The organism is Hydrogenophaga sedimenti (genome assembly GCF_051857515.1).
In the GTDB taxonomy this organism is placed as follows: Bacteria; Pseudomonadota; Gammaproteobacteria; order Burkholderiales; family Burkholderiaceae_C; genus Hydrogenophaga.
In genome coordinates, this window is record NZ_JBPZHA010000014.1 from 87,343 (window position 1) to 103,993 (window position 16,651).

20 protein-coding genes are annotated in these 16,651 nt (G+C 68.1%); 3 read left to right on the top strand and 17 right to left on the bottom strand.

The window, feature by feature from the left end:
- Positions 1-17 precede the first annotated feature (17 nt).
- Both ACS5NL_RS20100 and ACS5NL_RS20105 read left to right on the top strand, forming a co-directional pair.
- Entirely contained in the window at positions 18-698 is a 681-nt protein-coding gene (locus ACS5NL_RS20100; RefSeq protein WP_439355746.1) for a carbonic anhydrase, read from the top strand.
- Positions 685-1,302: a nitroreductase family protein gene (locus ACS5NL_RS20105; protein ID WP_439355747.1), complete on the top strand. Its 618-nt coding sequence runs from the start codon at positions 685-687 to the stop codon at positions 1,300-1,302. Before ACS5NL_RS20100 ends, ACS5NL_RS20105 begins: the two co-directional genes overlap by 14 nt.
- Before the next feature lie 33 nt (positions 1,303-1,335).
- Here ACS5NL_RS20105 and ACS5NL_RS20110 read toward each other — a convergent pair whose 3' ends face one another.
- The 14 genes from ACS5NL_RS20110 to ACS5NL_RS20175 all read right to left on the bottom strand — a co-directional run bounded on the left by ACS5NL_RS20110 (position 1,336) and on the right by ACS5NL_RS20175 (position 12,947).
- The gene (locus ACS5NL_RS20110) at positions 1,336-1,656 is read right to left on the bottom strand and encodes a (2Fe-2S) ferredoxin domain-containing protein (RefSeq protein ID WP_439355748.1); all 321 of its coding nucleotides are present in this window, start codon (positions 1,654-1,656) and stop codon (positions 1,336-1,338) included.
- A 10-nt stretch (positions 1,657-1,666) separates the two neighbouring features.
- Entirely contained in the window at positions 1,667-1,963 is a 297-nt protein-coding gene (locus tag ACS5NL_RS20115; protein WP_439355749.1) for a ferredoxin family protein, read from the bottom strand.
- Positions 1,964-2,017: 54 nt separating this feature from the next.
- Positions 2,018-3,325: an FAD-dependent oxidoreductase gene (locus tag ACS5NL_RS20120; RefSeq protein ID WP_439355750.1), complete on the bottom strand. Its 1,308-nt coding sequence runs from the start codon at positions 3,323-3,325 to the stop codon at positions 2,018-2,020.
- A gap of 108 nt (positions 3,326-3,433) precedes the next feature.
- Entirely contained in the window at positions 3,434-4,570 is a 1,137-nt protein-coding gene (locus ACS5NL_RS20125; protein WP_439355751.1) for an electron transfer flavoprotein subunit alpha/FixB family protein, read from the bottom strand.
- A 10-nt stretch (positions 4,571-4,580) separates the two neighbouring features.
- Complete coding sequence (locus ACS5NL_RS20130) at positions 4,581-5,432, bottom strand: electron transfer flavoprotein subunit beta/FixA family protein (protein WP_439355752.1); 852 nt, start codon at positions 5,430-5,432, stop codon at positions 4,581-4,583.
- A gap of 13 nt (positions 5,433-5,445) precedes the next feature.
- A complete protein-coding gene (gene nifW / locus ACS5NL_RS20135) occupies positions 5,446-5,787 on the bottom strand; it encodes a nitrogenase stabilizing/protective protein NifW (RefSeq protein ID WP_439355753.1) in 342 nt (113 codons plus the stop codon).
- A gap of 5 nt (positions 5,788-5,792) precedes the next feature.
- Positions 5,793-6,569 carry a serine O-acetyltransferase gene (cysE, locus tag ACS5NL_RS20140; RefSeq protein WP_439355765.1) on the bottom strand — a complete coding sequence of 259 codons (777 nt, stop codon included), beginning with the start codon at positions 6,567-6,569 and terminating at the stop codon, positions 5,793-5,795.
- 17 nt (positions 6,570-6,586) lie between these two features.
- Entirely contained in the window at positions 6,587-7,741 is a 1,155-nt protein-coding gene (gene nifV, locus ACS5NL_RS20145; protein WP_439355754.1) for a homocitrate synthase, read from the bottom strand.
- A gap of 413 nt (positions 7,742-8,154) precedes the next feature.
- The gene (gene fdx, locus ACS5NL_RS20150; RefSeq protein ID WP_439355755.1) at positions 8,155-8,490 is read right to left on the bottom strand and encodes an ISC system 2Fe-2S type ferredoxin; all 336 of its coding nucleotides are present in this window, start codon (positions 8,488-8,490) and stop codon (positions 8,155-8,157) included.
- Positions 8,490-10,361, bottom strand: a complete 1,872-nt coding sequence (gene hscA / locus ACS5NL_RS20155) for a Fe-S protein assembly chaperone HscA (protein WP_439355756.1) — start codon at positions 10,359-10,361, stop codon at positions 8,490-8,492. Before hscA ends, fdx begins: the two co-directional genes overlap by 1 nt.
- A gap of 137 nt (positions 10,362-10,498) precedes the next feature.
- Positions 10,499-10,822 (bottom strand): iron-sulfur cluster assembly protein IscA, encoded by a 324-nt coding sequence (iscA, locus tag ACS5NL_RS20160; RefSeq protein WP_411366297.1) that lies wholly within the window; start codon positions 10,820-10,822, stop codon positions 10,499-10,501.
- A gap of 11 nt (positions 10,823-10,833) precedes the next feature.
- Complete coding sequence (erpA, locus tag ACS5NL_RS20165) at positions 10,834-11,208, bottom strand: iron-sulfur cluster insertion protein ErpA (RefSeq protein ID WP_439355757.1); 375 nt, start codon at positions 11,206-11,208, stop codon at positions 10,834-10,836.
- 28 nt (positions 11,209-11,236) lie between these two features.
- Positions 11,237-11,674 carry a Fe-S cluster assembly scaffold IscU gene (iscU, locus tag ACS5NL_RS20170; RefSeq protein ID WP_439355758.1) on the bottom strand — a complete coding sequence of 146 codons (438 nt, stop codon included), beginning with the start codon at positions 11,672-11,674 and terminating at the stop codon, positions 11,237-11,239.
- Positions 11,675-11,702: 28 nt separating this feature from the next.
- Positions 11,703-12,947 carry an IscS subfamily cysteine desulfurase gene (locus ACS5NL_RS20175; RefSeq protein ID WP_439355759.1) on the bottom strand — a complete coding sequence of 415 codons (1,245 nt, stop codon included), beginning with the start codon at positions 12,945-12,947 and terminating at the stop codon, positions 11,703-11,705.
- A gap of 270 nt (positions 12,948-13,217) precedes the next feature.
- Between ACS5NL_RS20175 and nifA the strand changes: the two genes are divergently transcribed.
- Positions 13,218-14,957 (top strand): nif-specific transcriptional activator NifA, encoded by a 1,740-nt coding sequence (gene nifA / locus ACS5NL_RS20180; protein WP_439355766.1) that lies wholly within the window; start codon positions 13,218-13,220, stop codon positions 14,955-14,957.
- Between the two features lie 18 nt (positions 14,958-14,975).
- Here nifA and ACS5NL_RS20185 read toward each other — a convergent pair whose 3' ends face one another.
- The 3 genes from ACS5NL_RS20185 to ACS5NL_RS20195 form a co-directional block, all read right to left on the bottom strand.
- The gene (locus ACS5NL_RS20185) at positions 14,976-15,347 is read right to left on the bottom strand and encodes an RcnB family protein (RefSeq protein ID WP_439355760.1); all 372 of its coding nucleotides are present in this window, start codon (positions 15,345-15,347) and stop codon (positions 14,976-14,978) included.
- 95 nt (positions 15,348-15,442) lie between these two features.
- Positions 15,443-15,979, bottom strand: a complete 537-nt coding sequence (locus ACS5NL_RS20190) for a YcxB family protein (protein ID WP_439355761.1) — start codon at positions 15,977-15,979, stop codon at positions 15,443-15,445.
- Positions 15,973-16,368 carry a hypothetical protein gene (locus ACS5NL_RS20195; protein ID WP_439355762.1) on the bottom strand — a complete coding sequence of 132 codons (396 nt, stop codon included), beginning with the start codon at positions 16,366-16,368 and terminating at the stop codon, positions 15,973-15,975. The genes ACS5NL_RS20190 and ACS5NL_RS20195 overlap by 7 nt, the downstream gene beginning before the upstream one ends.
- Positions 16,369-16,651: the final 283 nt, after the last annotated feature.

The following is a 16,651-nucleotide window of genomic DNA, read 5'->3' on the forward strand; positions in this document are numbered from 1 at the left end:
TGGAGCGGAGGCCCGCCATGCCCGACGACCTGCTGCTGCGCTTGCGCGATTTCCACGAGGACTACTTCCCGCGCCACCAGCAGCGCTTCCAGGACCTGGTGGCCCAGGGGCAGCACCCCAAGACCCTGTTCATCGGCTGTTCCGACTCGCGGCTGGTGCCCTACCTGCTCACCGGTGCGGCGCCGGGCGAGCTGTTCCTGGTGCGCAACGTGGGGGCCTTCGTGCCGCCCTACGACCAGTCCCACGGGCTCCATGGCACGATGGCCGCGATCGAATTTGCGGTGCTCAGCCTCCAGGTCGAACGCATCATCGTCTGCGGCCACAGCCATTGCGGCGCGATCCGCACCGCCTACGAAGGCGCGCCCGACGAGGCGGTGGCGCTCAAGGCCTGGCTCAAGCTGGTCGACGAAGCCCTGCTGCCGGTCCAGCCCAGCCGCGAGGCCCTGCACCGCACCGAGCAGCGCGCCGTGGTGCTGCAGCTCGAACGCCTGATGGACTATCCGATGGTGCGCCGCGCGGTCGAGGCCGGACACCTTACATTGCACGGCTGGCACTATGTGATCGAGCAGGGCGAGGTGCACGTGTTCGATGCCGGGCGCGGCGCCTTCGTGCCGGCCTCCGAGTCCGACCACAGCGGAACCGGTCCCTACATGGCCTATGTCGAACACGACGGACAGACACTGCATGAAGACGGATGACAGCCACAGTGCTCCGGCGCTCCTGGAGGTGATGCAGGCGCGGCGCACGACCCTGCCCAAACGCCTGGTGGCCCCGGGACCGACCGAGAGCGAGTTGCACCAGTGCCTGGCCGCCGCCGCCACCGCACCCGACCACAACCAGCTGCTGCCCTGGCGCTTCGTGCGCATTCCGCTGTCGCAGCGCGCCGCGCTGGGCGACGCGCTGGCCCGGGCGCTGCTGGAACGCGATCCGGCGGCGACTGCCGAGCAGCAGGCGCAGGCGCGCGAGAAGGCGGCGCGGGCGCCGGAGCTGCTTCTGCTGGTGGTCGACGACGACCGCGGCGACCCGGATGTCGATGTGCTGGAACGCACGCTGTCGGCCGGCTGCGCGGTGCAGAACCTGCTGCTGGCGGCCACCGCCCTGGGCTATGGCTCGGCCCTGACCTCGGGCAAGGGCCTCAAGTCCGGGGCCGTGCGTGGCCTGTTCGGTCTCGGCCCGGCCGAACACGCGGTCTGCTTCGTGAGCCTGGGCACGCCCACGCGTGCACCGCTGGCGCGGGCACGGCCGGCGGTGGAAGACTTCACCCGGAGCCTGGGCGACGGCCCCGCACCGTCCCTTTCCTGAGGTCCCGACGGCCGCCCGCCGGCGGGCGCTGGCTCACCAGACCGACCCGGGCGCGAGCAGGCGCCCGACCGGCGTGCCGCCGACCAGGTGCGCGTCGAAGATCTCGGCCACGTCCTCGGGCGTCACATTGCGGTAGAGCACCGACTCGGGGTAGACCAGCACGTTGGCGCCCTGGTCGCAGGGGCCGATGCAGCCCGAGTAGGTGATCGCGAGACCCTCGTAGGCCTGGCGCTTCTGCTGCTCGGCCCAGAAGGCCTGCAGCACCGCGGTGCTGCCCTTGGCGGCGCAGGAGCCGCGCGGGTGCTGCGGCGGGTTCTGGGTGCAGATGAAAACGTGTCGGGCGGGTTTGCTCATGGCTTCGCTTTCAACCGAATTTGAAAAGGATGCCGTGGCCGCCGCGCGGGTATTCCCAGGCGACGTTGGCGTGTTCGGTGCAGATCACGCGGCAGCTGCCGCACTCCAGGCAGCCGTCGGTGATCAGGGTCACCGTGCGGTTGCCTTCGGCCTTGTAGCAGGCGGCCGGGCAGATGAAGGTGCAGGCCTGCGACTGGCACTCGTTGCTGCAGACCTCGGCGTTCTTGATCTGGATGTGGGGCCGACCGTGGTCGACCTTGTAGCGGTTCTGGAAGAGTTTCTCTTCGACGTTGACGGCGAGGCTCATGGTGGCTCCTTCGGGCAAGGGCGGTCGGCGGGGGTGCGGCGGTGGCGTGCGCGTTCAGCGCGAGGCGCGCCAGAGCTTGAAGGCGTCGCCCATCAGGCCGGTCAGGCTGCGCTTGCTGCGAAAGCTCCCCAGGATTTCCTTTTCCTTGGAATGCTTGTCCACGCCGTCGACGGTGAAGAAGGTCTTGGCCGCGCGGTTGACCAGCTCGGGGTAGGCGGTGAAGAACTGCGGGCTGCTGTGCAGCACGTCGGGCAGCTTGCGGTACTTCTTCAGGTCTTTCATCACGAAGGACCCGTCCATCTTGTCCCTGTAGAGCTTCAGGTTGGCCGCCGTGGGTTCCTTGCCGGCTTCCTTCAGTGCGATCACCGTCTCGCCGGCCAGGCGGCCGCTGGTCATGGCCAGGTTGGAGCCTTCACGGTGCACCGCGTTGACGAAGCCGCCCGAGTCGCCCACGATCAGCCAGCCGGCGCCGTGGATGCGCGGCACGGCGTTGAAGCCGCCCTCCGGGATCAGGTGGGCGCAGTACTCCTTCATCTCGCCGCCTTCGATCAGCGGCGCGATGCTGGGGTGCTTCTTCAGCTTTTCCAGCAGCTCGTAGGGCTTGGTGCGCAGCGGGTTGGCCTTGAAGTCGCTGAGCATGCAGCCCACGCCGATGGTGAGCGACTCCTTGTTGGTGTAGAGGAAACCCGTGCCCACCATGCCCTCGGTCACCTTGCCCATCAGCTCGATCACCACGCCCTCGTCTTCCTTGATGTTGAAGCGCGACTGGATCACCTCCTCGGGCATGAACAGGATTTCCTTGACGGCCAGCGCCACGTTGCCCGCGTCCAGTTCGCCGTGGAAGCCGGCCTTGCGCGCCAGCGTGCTGTTGACACCGTCGGCCAGCACCACCACGTCGGCGTAGACCTCGCCACCCAGGCGGTCGCAGCGCACGCCGATGACCCGTTCGCCGTCCAGCAGCAGCTCTTCCACCGTGGTCTCGCAGATCAGCAGGGCACCGGCCTCGCGCACCTTGGAGCTGAACCACTTGTCGAACTGCGCCCGGATGATGGTGTAGCGGTTGTAGGGCGGCTTGTTGTAGTCGTCGCTGCGGTAGTGGGTGCCGACGAAGCTCTCGTCGTCCATCATCCACATGCGCTGCTCGATGATGTGGCGCTCCAGCGGCGCGTCCTCGCGGAAGTCCGGAATGATCTGTTCCAGCGCGTTGCTGTACAGGATCGCGCCCTGCACGTTCTTGCTGCCCGGGTATTCCCCGCGCTCGATCTGCAGGACCTTCAGGCCGGCCTTGGCCATGGTGTAGGCCGCGGCGTTGCCCGAGGGCCCCGCCCCGACCACGATCGCGTCGAACTTTTCGTTGGACATCTCAGATCTCCTTGAACGAGGATTTTTCAAGCGGCCGCCGCGGAACCGGCTTTGCCGGGCCGCCAGCGGCGCCCCCTGGGGGGAGGCGGCCTTGGCCGCTTCGGGGGGTCATGCCACTCTCCGGATGCGCTTGTCGAGGTGGGAGCGGAAGGCGGCGGTCAGCGCCGGCAGCACCTGCATCGCGTTGCCGACGATGCCGTGGTGGGCGAAGTCGAAGATCGGCGCGTTGGGGTCGGTGTTGATCGCGACGATCACGTCCGAGGCCTCCATGCCCACCCGGTGCTGGATTGCGCCGCTCACGCCGGCCGCGATGTAGAGCTTGGGCCGCACGGTCTTGCCGGTCTGGCCGACCTGGCGTTCGGCCTCCAGCCAGCCGGCCTGCGTGACCGCCCGCGTCGCGCCGACTTCGGCGCCCAGCACGCGGGCCAGGTCCCACACCAGCTTGCAGTTGTCGGCGTTCTTCAGGCCCTTGCCGGCGGTGACGATGATGTCCGCGTAGGCCAGGTTGATGTTGTTGCTGGTGGCGTCGGGAATGAAGGCCAGCAGCTTGGTGACGATGTCGGTCTCGATCATGCCGAGGTCCATCGTGATGATGTCGCCGCTGCGGCTTTCGTCGCGGGCCGGCATGGCGGCGGTGCGCGGACGCATGGTGGCCATCTGCGGCCGGTAGGCCAGGGTCATGATGGTGCACAGCAGGCTGCCGCCGAAGGTGGGGCGGGTGGCGGCCAGGGCGCGGCCGTCGATGTTCAGCTCGGTGCAGTCGGCGGTGAGGCCCGTGCCCAGGGTGGTGGCCACCGAGCCCGCGAGGTCGCGGCCCATGGTGGTCGCGCCCAGCAGCAGGATCTCGGGCTGGTATTGGTTCACCAGGTCGGTCAGGCCCTTGGTGAAGGGCTCGTTGCGGTAGCCCTGCAGCACCGGGTCGCGCATGAGGTAGCAGTGGTCGGCGCCGTAGACGTAGGCCTCCTTGGCGTAGTCCTCCAGCTTGTCGGCCGGGCCGCCCAGCAGCACGCCGCTGACGTCCACGCCCAGCTTGTCGGCCAGCTTGCGGGCCTCGCCCATGAGCTCCCAGCTGACGCTGTGCACCTGGCCGCGGTCGTGTTCGATGAACACCCACACGCCCTTGTAGACCTTCAGGTGTTCGGGCAGTTCGGTGCTGCGGCCACTGCGGCCGGCGGTCTTGGCGGCACCCGCAGCGGCGGCGGCGGCCATCTGCGGAACGTTCGCGGGTTTGGCGGCTTCACTCATGGTGTGCTCCTCAGGCGGACAGGCGCTCGACGGTCTCTTGCTCGAGCGTCGGGTGGGTGGTGAAGATCTTCTGCAGCAGGTTCAGGCAGACGTCGTTGACGCTGGTGCCGTCGCCCACTTCCTGCATCTCGGCGCGCACGCTGCGGGCCTTGGGGGCGAACACCTTGCTGACGATCGTGGGGCTGCCCTTGAGGCCGATCTTGGTGATGTCCTCGATGCCGGCGTCGTCCTTGCTCCACTTGCGGATCTGGCAGCGGCCGGCGCGCAGCATGTCGTCCATGGTGGCGAAGCGCATTTCGTTCGTGCCTTCGAGCATGGTGATCAGGCTGGGCAGCGTGGTCTGCAGGCGCTGCACGCCGCCTTCGGCGCGGCGCTCCACGGTCAGGGTCTTGCCGTCCAGGTCGACCTCGTTGATCTTGCTGACGTAGGTCAGCAGGTTCCAGCCCAGGCGTTTGGCGATGCCGGGGCCGACCTGGGCGGTGTCGCCGTCGATGGTCTGCTTGCCGGTGAAGACCAGGTCCACCGCCTGCTCGGCGTGGATCTTGCGGATGGCCGCGGTCAGCGCGTAGCTGGTGGCCAGGGTGTCGGCGCCGGCGAAGGCGCGGTCGGTCACCAGGATGGCGTCGGTGGCGCCGAAGCTGATGCACTTGCGCAGCGCGTCCTCGGCCTGCGGCGGGCCCATGCAGAGCATGGTGACGCGGCCGCCGAACTGGTCCTTCAGGCGCAGCGCCTCTTCCAGCGCGAACAGGTCGTAGGGGTTCACGATCGCCGGCACGCCCTGGCGCATGATGGTGTTGGTCACCGGGTGGACGCGGATCTGCGCCGAGTCCGGGACCTGCTTGATGCAGACGACGATGTGCATGGTGGTGCTCCTTTCAGGCAGCGGCGCGCTGCGGCAATGAGGCCTTGAGGTTGTCGATCGACACGTGCTGGCGGCCACCGACGTCCTGGAACACCTTGAAGACCTTTTCCTGGGCCGGGGTCGAGCGCACGAAGTCGCCGTAGGCCTGGACCAGCAGGCCGCGGTAGGCCGTGAACATCGCGACCTCGTTGTCCTGCGGCATGTCGGCCGACTGCTGGCGCAGGTACTGGAAGAAGCGCTTGAGGATGTGCAGCCGGCTCACGTTGACCACCGCGGGGTCGAACGGCACCCCGAAGAAGTGCAGGAAGTCTTCGGCCGACGACAGGGCCTTGAGGCGGGTGAGAAAGTCTTCCATGGTGTTCACTCCTCGTGGACGGTGACCGTTGTCTTGCGGTCGAAGCTGGGGGTGGCGCAGGGGTCTTCGCAACCGCCGCAGGCCGCGTCGGTCGTGCTCAGGCCGGCGCCGGCGGCCTGTGCGCGTTCAAGCTGGGCGAGCCGGTCGAGCACGCAGGCCATGGCCTTGCCGACCGGGTCGGGGATCAGGTGGTGGTTGAGGTCGAAGCCGTGCGGCGTGCGGCGGCGCGGCGCGACCACGCGGCCCGGAATGCCGACCACCGTCGCGCCCGAGGGCACGGGTTCGATCACCACCGAATTGGCCGCCACGCGGGCGCCTTCGCCGACGGTGATGGGCCCCAGGATCTTGGCGCCCGCGCCGACCACCACGCCGTGGCCCAGCGTCGGGTGGCGCTTGCCGGGGTTCCAGCTGGTGCCGCCGAGCGTGACGCCGTGATAGAGGGTGACGTCGTCGCCGATCTCGGCCGTCTCGCCGATCACGACGCCCGCGCCGTGGTCGATGAAGAAGCGTGCACCGATGCGCGCGCCCGGGTGGATGTCGACGTTGGTGATCCAGCGCGCGACATAGGAAATGAAGCGTGGTCCGAAGCGCCAGCCGCGCGACCACAGTGCGTGGGCCAGCCGGTGCAGCGCCACGGCCTGCACGCCCGGGTAGATGGTCCAGACCTCCAGGCGGTTGCGCGCCGCCGGGTCGCGCGCCAGCACACAGGCCACGTCCCCGCGCACCAGCGCCCACCAGCCTGGTGAACGCTGGGCGGAGGTCGGGGCGGTGACAGCCAGCATGGGGTTCTCGCGGTCGGTCATGACGCGTTGCCGGCGGCCGGCAGCACCGGGCGCGATTCGGCGAGGAAGCGCTGCAGGTCCTGCGGCGTCGGCGCGCGCTTGGCGGCCATCGCGTGGGCGCGGATGCGGCCCAGCAGGCGACCGGTCAGGCCGTCGTCGTTGAGCGCGACACCGATCGAGCCGTAGGCCATGCGCACCGACTGCGAGCCCGAGTGCTTGCCCAGCACGGTGCGGCGCTCGCGGCCCAGCTCGGCCGGGTCGAAGCTTTCGTAGGTGCTCGGGTTTTTGAGCAGGCCGTCGATGTGGATGCCGGACTCGTGGGTGAACACCGCCTCGCCGACGATGCTCTTGTTGAACGCGACCGGGCGGCCCGAGGCCTGCGCGACCAGGTGCGAGATGGCGACCAGCGACTGCGTGTGCACGCCGGTGTCGCCGCCGTGCAGGTGGCGCACGCCCATCACGATCTCTTCCAGCGCCGCGTTGCCCGCGCGCTCGCCCAGACCGTTGACGGTGGTGTTGGCGTGGCTGGCGCCGGCGCGCAGCGCGGCCAGGGTGTTGGCGGTCGCCAGGCCCAGGTCGTTGTGCGCATGGATCTCGATTTCCATGTCGGGCAGGTCCTGGCGCAGGCGGGCGATGGCCTCGAAGGTCGAGAACGGGTCGAGCACGCCCAGCGTGTCGGCGAAGCGCACGCGCGAGGCGCCGCAGTCGGCCGCGCGGCGCGCGATCTGCGCCATGAAGGCGTGGTCGGCGCGCGAGGCGTCTTCCATGCCGAACGACACCTGCAGGCCGCTGGCTGCGGCGCGGGTGATGACGCGCGTGACCTGCGACATCACTTCCTCGCGCGTCTGGCGCAGCTTGTGGCGCAGGTGGATGTCGGAGACCGGCATCGACAGGTGAATGATGTGGGCCTCGCAGCGCAGCGCGGCGGCGAGGTCGGCGTCGGTCATGCGGCCCCAGACCATCAGGCGGGCCGGCAGGCGCAGCGCCGCGATCTCGTTGATGCAGGCGATCTCTTCGTCGCCCATCGCCGGGATGCCGATTTCCATCTCGGGGACGCCGGCGGCCGACAGCGCACTGGCGATCGCGCACTTCTCCGCCACCGTGAAGGCCACGCCCGCCGTCTGCTCGCCGTCGCGCAGCGTGGTGTCGTTGATGACCAGGTGGTGTGCCATGTCGCGGTGTCCTTTCGAGAGGTCTATCGCATAAGGCGTGCCACGGTGTTTGGGCGGTGTTGTGTGTGGTTTGAGGCCCGATTTGTCCGACGAGGGCACCCGGCTTGCCCGAACGGTGTCAGGAATGTTCCGTTTCAAACACCGCTCTCCAACCACGCCATTGGCTGCGGCGGGCCTGCGTGCGCGGGGGCGCATTCCGGGGTGGCTGTGGGCGTGCGGGCGGGATCGGGCGCGCAGGTGCGCGCCTCGTTGACCGACTCACGGCCACTGTCTGAGCGGAGAGAGCGCAGCGAACGCAGCGAGTTTGGCCGTGCCGATCCCGCCCGTGCGCCCGCACCGGAGTCGGCGCAGCCGACCACCCCGGTTGTGCCCTCGCGCACGCAGGCCCGCCGCAGCGCGAGGTGCAACGAAGGCTATTTCTCGCGTGCGTGGTTGCGGGTGTGCTTGGGCAGCTCAACCACCAGATCGGCGTCGCGCAGCTTCACGCAGCAGGCCAGCCGCGACTGCGCGTCCAGCCCCCAGGCGTTGTCGAGCTGGTCGTTTTCTTCGTCGTCCGGCTCGGCCAACGAAGCGCCACCCTCGCGCACATGCACATGGCAGGTCGCGCAGGCGGCCACCATGTCGCAGGCGTGTTCGATCGCCACGCCCGCCTTGAGCATGCTCTCGCACAACATCGCGCCGCGCTTGACTTCAAACTCCTTGCCCTCGGGGCAAAGGTCGGGGTGGGGCAGGAGGAGGACCACAGGCATCAGAGGCTTTCGAGCGAACGGCCGGCCAGCGCCTGCTGGATCGAGGCGTTCATGCGCCGCGCGGCGAACTCGCCGGTGGCCGAGGACAGCTCCGCGCTCGCGATGCGCAGACCCTGCACGTCTTCTTCGGTCTCCAGCACATCGGCCAGCTGGAACATCACGGCGCGGATCGCCGCGACTTCGTCGTCGTTCATCAGGTGCCCGTCCTGCGCCAGCGCCGCGTCGGTCGCGTCCAGCAGGCGCCGCGCGTCGATCTGTGCCTCGCGCAGGGACCGCAGCTGCATGTCTTTGGCCGAGGAGCCGATGGCGTCCTGCAGCATCGAGGAAATCTGTTCGTCGCCCAGGCCGTAGGTGGGCTTCACCTCGACGTGTGCCTCGACACCCGAAGTCTGTTCGCGCGCCGTGACCGAGAGCAGGCCGTCGGCATCGATCTGGAAGCTCACGCGGATGCGCGCCGAGCCCGCCACCGCGGCGGGGATGCCGCGCAGCACGAAACGCGCGAGCGAGCGGCAGTCGCTGACCGACTCGCGCTCGCCCTGCACCACATGCAGACTCATCGCGGTCTGGCCGTCCTTGAAGGTGGTGAAGTCCTGCGCACGCGCTGTCGGCAGCGTCGAGTTGCGCGGAATGATCTTCTCGACCAGCCCGCCCATGGTCTCCAGCCCCAGCGACAGCGGACACACGTCCAGCAGCAGCCAGCCGTCGCCGCCCGCATTGCCGGCCAGCACGTCGGCCTGCATCGCCGCACCGAGCGCGACCACCTGGTCGGGGTCGATGTCGGCCAGCGGCTCGACGCCGAAGTGCTCGCGCACCGCGTCGCGCGCCACCGGCATGCGCGTCGAGCCGCCCACCAGCACCACGCCGTCGATCTCGGCGGTCGACAGCCGCGCGTCGCGCAGCGCGCGCTTGGTCGCTCGGATCGTCTGGTCGACCAGTGTCCTGGAGAGCTGGGCGAACTGCTCGCGGCTGAGGATCGCCTGCAGCGTCTCGCCGCCGGTCAGTGCGACCCGCAGCGGCGTGGTCTCGTGCGAGGACAGCGCTTCCTTGGCCGAGCGCGACGCGCCCAGCAGCGAACGCTGGGCCGTCGGAGACAAGGCCTCGACGCCCGCGATGCCGTGCTGCGTGCAGAACCACTCGGCGATCACGCGGTCGAAATCGTCGCCGCCCAGGGCCGAGTCGCCGCCGGTCGCCAGCACCTCGAACACGCCGCGCGAGAGCTTGAGCACCGACACGTCAAACGTGCCGCCGCCCAGGTCGTAGACCACAAACGTGCCTTCTGCCGCCTTGTCCAGACCGTAGGCAATCGCCGCGGCGGTCGGTTCGTTGAGCAGGCGCAGCACCGTCAGGCCCGCGAGCCTGGCTGCGTCCTTGGTGGCCTGGCGCTGGGCGTCGTCGAAGTAGGCCGGCACGGTGATCACCACCCCCGCCAGCGGACCGCCCATCGCGTCCTCGGCGCGCAACCGCAGCGCGGTGAGGATGTCGGCCGAGACCTGCACCGGCGAGCGCTCGCCCGCCGCGGTGGTGATGCCGACCATGCCCGCGCCGTCGACGAAGCGGTAGGGCAGTCCCTTGGCCTCGCGCAGGTCGCCCAGGGTGCGGCCCATGAAGCGCTTGACCGAGACGATCGTGTTCTGCGGGTCTTCGGCCTGCTGCGCCTGCGCCGCGTGGCCGACCACCGGCTCGCCGTCGGCGAAGTAGCGCACCACCGAGGGGAGCAAGAGCGCCCCGGCCGCATCGGGCAGCGCCCGCGCCTGCGCGCTCTGCACCGTCGCGATCAGCGAGTTGGTGGTGCCCAGATCGATGCCCGCCGCCAGCCGGTGCTGGTGCGGTGCGGCCGAGCGGCCCGGTTCAGCGATCTGGAGGAGTGCCATGTTCTTTCCGATACGGGTTCAGTGGTGCCACGACCGCACGCCAGGGCTCCCGCGGAACCGGCTCCGCCGGGCCGCAGGGAGCGCCCCCTTGAGGGGGGATGCGGCTACGCGCAGCGAGCAAGCGACGGGGGTGGGCTTCATACCGCGAAGCTTTCGCCGCAGCCGCAGTTGTTTTTCGCGTTCGGGTTGTTGAACTTGAAGCCCTCGTTGAGGCCTTCGCGCACAAAGTCCAGTTCGGTGCCGTCGAGCATGCCCAGGCTGCGCGGGTCGACGATGACCTTCACGCCGTGGTTCTCGAAACACTGGTCGTCGGCGTTCATCTCGTCGACGAACTCCAGCGCGTAGGCGAAGCCCGAGCAGCCGCTGGTCTTCACCGCCAGCCGCAGGCCCAGGCCCGCGCCGCGCTTGACCAGCGACCTCTCCACATGCCGCGCGGCGGCGGGGGTGAGTGACACCGACATGGTGATCTCCTTCAGACGGAAAACGAACTGCCGCAACCGCAGGTGGTCTGCGCGTTGGGGTTGTGGATCACGAAGCGCGAGCCTTCCAGGCCGTCCTCGAAATCGACCCGCGCGCCCATCAGGTACTGCTGGCTCATCGCGTCGACCACCAGCGAGACGCCTTCGGTCGAGACGATGGTGTCGTCTTCGGCGACCTGGTCGTCGAACACGAAGCCATACGAGAAGCCCGAGCAGCCGCCGCCCGTGACGTACAGGCGCAGCTTCAGCTCGGGGTTGCCTTCCTCCTGGATCAGCTCGGCCACCTTGGCGGCGGCCTGCGGCGTGAAATCCAGCAGGGCAGGGATGGGCGCCGACGGGTGGGCGACAGCTTCGGACACAGCGGACATGGCATTTCTCCTCAGGAGGGGTGCGGCCTCAATGACCGCGGGGTTCGCAGGCTTCCTTTTCCACGACGGTGCTCTCGCCGGGAGAGCCGCCGTGGCGCGAGCGGTAGTCGGCCACGGCCGCCTTGATGGCGTCCTCGGCCAGGATCGAGCAATGGATCTTCACGGGCGGCAGCGCCAGCTCTTCGGCAATGGCGGAGTTCTTGATCGCCAGCGCTTCGTCCAGCGTGCGGCCGCGCACCCATTCGGTGACCAGCGAGCTCGACGCGATCGCCGAGCCGCAGCCGTAGGTCTTGAACTTCGCGTCCTCGATCACGCCCTGGGCGTTCACGCGGATCTGCAGCTTCATCACGTCGCCGCAGGCGGGCGCGCCCACCATGCCGGTGCCGACGCTGTCGTCGCCGGCGTCGAACGCGCCGACGTTGCGGGGGTTCTCGTAGTGGTCAACCACCTTGTCGCTGTAGGCCATGGTTTTCTCCGGTGTCAGGGTGGATGGATCAGTGTTCCGCCCACTGGATCGTGGACAGGTCGATGCCGGCCTGCACCATGTCCCACAGCGGGCTCATGCCGCGCAGCCGTGTCACCACCTCGGTGATCTGCGCGATCGTCGAATCGATCTCTTCGGCGGTCGTGAAGCGGCCGATCGAGAAACGCACCGAGCTGTGCGCCAGCTCGTCGCTGCGGCCCATGGCGCGCAACACGTAGCTGGGTTCCAGGCTGGCCGAGGTGCAGGCCGAGCCCGACGACACCGCCACGCCCTTGATGCCCATCAGCAGCGACTCGCCCTCGACATAGTTGAAGCTGGCGTTCAGATAACCGCAGGCGCGGTGCACCGGGTCGCCGTTGAGCTCGACGCAGTCCAGCTTCGTGATGCCGGCCCACAGCCGCTCGCGCAGCGCGGTGATCCGCGCGTTGTCGCTCGCCATCTGTTCGCGCGCCAGCCAGAAGGCCTCGCCCATGCCGACGATCTGGTGCGTGGGCAGCGTGCCCGAGCGCATGCCGCGCTCGTGACCGCCGCCGTGCATCTGCGCCTCGATGCGCACGCGCGGCTTGCGGCGCACATACAGGGCGCCGATGCCCTTGGGGCCGTAGATCTTGTGCGCCGAGAGTGAGAGCAGGTCGACCGGCAGCACGTCCAGATCGATCACCACCTTGCCAGCGGCCTGCGCCGCGTCCACATGCAGCAGCACGCCCTTGGCGCGGCAGATCGCGCCGATGGCGGCGATGTCCTGGATCACGCCGGTCTCGTTGTTCACGAACATGACCGAGGCGAGCACCGTATCAGGGCGCAGTGATGCTTTGAACAGGTCCAGATCGAGCAGGCCGCTGGGCAGCACCGGCAGCACCGTGACCTCGAAACCCTCGCGCTCCAGCTCGCGCATGCTGTCGAGCACCGCCTTGTGCTCGGTCGCCACGGTCACGAGGTGTTTCCCCTTCGCCTTGTGGAAGTGGGCCGCGCCCTTGATCGCGAGATTGTTCGACTCGGTCGCGCCGCTGGTCCAGACGATCTCGCGCGGGTCGGCGTTGATCAGCGCACAGACCTGTTCGCGCGCCAGCTCGACCGCTTCTTCCGCCACCCAGCCATAGGCGTGCGAACGGCTGGCGGGGTTGCCATACTGCTCGATCAGGTAGGGCCACATCTTGCTGGCCACGCGGCGGTCCACCGGGGTCGTCGCGGCGTAATCCAGATAGATCGGCAGTGCGGTGCGGGCGGTGGCGTGAGGGGTGCTGTCGTCCGGCATGGCAGGCTCCTGGAAAAGGCGGTTGTTGCCCCTTCTGCAACTTCGGTGCCATGCGCTTTTGTCGCTTTCTCGGCCTTTCGAAGACGGTTTTGTGTGGGCTTTGTGGGCCGCGTGTCGGACAACACCGGGCGGCCTTGTCGGGTTTGTTGCAAACGCCGGGGTCGGCATGTTTTTTGCACCGCAGCAGGCTCATGGCTGTCGCCTCGCGGCGGATTCCCGCTGCTGGTGCATCTCCGACGGCCTACCAAAGATGGGAGTCCCATCGTGAACATGCAACCCCACCTGATGCGTCGCGAGCTGGACGCGGTCTACGAAGTCAGCAAGACGCTGGCCACTTCGCTGGACGTCCACAAGACCTTCCGCGAAGCGCTCAACTACCTGCTCCACGCCTTCGACTGGCGCCGCACTTTCGTCGTGGTCGCCGACGGCGAAAACAGGCTCACCGGCCTCTGCGCCCTCGGCCTCACGCAGGCCGAACAGCAGCGCCTGCATTTCGAATCGGGCGAAGGCATCGTCGGCCACGTGTTCGCCAGCGGCGTGCCCGCCACCGTGCCCGACGTGCGTGCAGAGCCGCTGTTCCTCAACCGCACCGGCGGCGCCGACCAGAGCCCGGGCATCCCGGTCGCCATGCTCGCCACCCCGATCCGCGCCGACCACCGCACGCTGGGCGTGCTGGTGATCGACTGCCTCAACCCGGACGAGCGCCGCGTGTTCGCCGACGACCTGCGGCTGCTGCGCATGGTCGCCACGCTGATGGGCCAGGCGCTGCTGCTGCACCGCAGTGTCACCGCCGCCGCTGAGACCCTGCAGGACGAAACCCGCCGCATGCACAAGGCCCTGGGCGGGCAGCGCGCCAAGATCGAGCAGGTGGTTGGCGTCTCCGAGCCCATGCTCAAGGTCTTCGAGCAGATCGAACAGGTCGCCCCTTCGCGCACCACCGTGCTGCTGCGCGGCGAAAGCGGCACCGGCAAGGAAGTGATGGCCCGCGCCATCCACAGCCTCTCGCCGCGCGCCAAGGAACCCTTCGTCGGCGTCAACTGCGCCGCGCTGACCGAAAGCCTGCTGGAGAGCGAACTGTTCGGCCACGAAAAAGGCGCCTTCACCGGCGCCCAGGGCCAGCGCAAGGGCCGCTTCGAAATGGCCCACGGCGGCACGCTCTTTCTCGACGAAATCGGCGACATCTCCGCCTCGTTCCAGGCCAAGCTGCTGCGCGTGCTGCAGGAGCGCAGCTTCGAGCGCGTCGGCGGCGGCGCGCCGGTCAAGGTCGACGTGCGCCTCATCCTCGCGACCAACCGCAACCTCGAGCGCATGGTGCAGGCCGGCGAATTCCGCGCCGACCTCTACTACCGCATCAACGTCGTCAGCATCCAGCTGCCGCCGCTGCGCGAGCGCCGCGAAGACATCCCCGCGATGGCGCAGCACTTCCTCGAACGCTTCAACCGCGAAAACGCCAAGACCACCAAGTTCAGCCCGGAGGCCATGCGCGTGCTCACCAGCTGCTACTGGCCCGGCAACGTGCGCGAGCTGGAAAACTGCGTCGAGCGCACCGCCACCATGGCGCACAACGAAGTCATCACCGACCTCGCCTTCCCCTGCCGCGACAACCGCTGCCTCACGCAGGTGCTGCACCACATCGAACGCGAAGACGCCGTGCGCCCCAGCCGCCTGGCCGAAATCCCGATCACCGAAATTCCCACCGCGCCGCCCCCGCGCCAGCCCGCCTACTTCGGTGGCGGCACCGACGCGGGCGACTCGCGTCCGGCCGAACTCGATGAAGACAGCGCCTTCGGCGCCCCCCTGGCCCCCTCGGCCGGTGCCGAGCCGGCGGGCACCAGCATCGCGTCAGCGGCCCGCGCCGACGACAAACCCGAAGGCGAACGCGAACGCCTGGTCTGGGCGATGGAGCGCTGCGGCTGGGTCCAGGCCAAGGCCGCCCGCCTGCTCAAGATCACGCCCCGGCAGATGGGCTACGCGCTGCAGAAGCACGGCATCGAGGTGAGGAAGTTCTGAGCGCGCCGGGGCGGGAGGTCAGTTGCCGAACACCACGTTCACGATGATGCCCGTGGTGGCCATCACCAGGACGAAATCGGGGCCGACCCGCACCCAGTGCTGGTGGCGGGGAGGCCGCGGCAGGCGGTAGCGCCGGTAGTCCGTCACGACGTAGCGCGGACCACGAAACTCGCCCGGCAGCGGCCGGCCGCGCCCGAACGCATGGCCGCGGGCGTTGTGGCGTCCGTTGTCGTGTCCGTTGTCGTGTTTGTCGCCCTTGGGCGGCTTGTCTTTCCAGCCACCGTGCCGTGCCGAAGGCGGCCATTCCTTGTGGTCCTTGGCCATGGCGGGCAGGGCGAAAACGCCGACACCGGTCGCCAACAGGGCCTGAAAGAGGGAACGTCGTTGCATGGCTTTTCCTTTCAAAGTCGAACAGCCATGGTGGACCTGTTTCGTCTCTGACGTGTAAACGTCAAGGCAAGTGTCCGCAAAGCGCGGTTACAAATTCAAGGCTTCGCAGGTTTGACGGCCTTGTTGGCCGGTCCCACGTGTCTGAGAAGCGCTTCTCGTAAGGCTTCTTCGGTGAGCGGTCGCGCGAAGAATCGCTTCGGGAGGATTTGAAACAGCGTATCTGCCTGGTAGACAGAGAAAACCGAAGTGGACTCCCTCCACCGATGTACATGACTCCACGGCAGCAAAGCCGCGCCGTTGGAAGTTCGAAAGCGCAAGCCTTCCGCTTCCAGCTCAACGGTATAGGGCTCGTGCAGCGAGCGATGCTGACGAAACAGCCTGTTGACCCGCCAAGGGATGTACACCCAGTACCAAACAGGGAGGAAGCACAGAACGAAGAAGCCGATCACCTCGTTCCAACCAGCCTGACCCTGAACAATTGATTTCGCGATCCAGACCAGCCCGAGCAACCCGAGCAGGCAGACCATGCAGCCAATGACCATGAACACGGGGCGCGGCTTGATGCCGAGACGAACCGCGGCGAGATAGTCGTTTGGTGAAAGCTGAACTTGCATCGAGGAGGCTTTCAACATGCAGCTCCAAATGCAGCACCAAACTCCGCTTTGACCGGCGCCGAAGCCAGACGCCACATCAGCCAGCCCGACACCGCCGAGACCCCAACCGCCATCGCGATCGAAACGACCCACATCGTCGTCGCCATGCGTTCGAACTGCGCGTGGAATTCGGGCGGCGCCTCGGGCATGGCCGAGATGTACGAGAAGGCCGATTGCTGGGCGAAGAACCCGCCGATGTTCCCCAGGATGCTCAGGCCCAGCAGGGCGATGAACAGCAGCCGCGCCCACTCCTTGCGCTTGAGCAGTCCGATGCCCGAGGCCTGCGACGGCACCATCCACAGCCAGGCGAGCGTGGTCACGAAGGTGGAGCGCTGTTGTGCGGGAGTGGTTGGGGTGACGGGTGACATGGGTTCCTCCCTGTGGCTTATCGTTGTTCTGATTCCGCATCGTAGCCAGTGGGGGCCGAGGCTCAGGAGGCCGCGGTGGATGGCTTCTTTACTCGCCGCTAGACTGCGTCACAGACTTCAACATTGACCAGTCAGGTTTGTCGATTCTGTTCTGGCTGTATGAACCGCCCCGGGTTTTGAGGAGGCTCTTTTCCCTGAGAGGATAGAGCCATGAGCAAGAAGTCGAACCAGTTTTCACCAGAAGTGCGCGAGCGTGCCGTTCGCATGGTCCTGGAGCACCGGG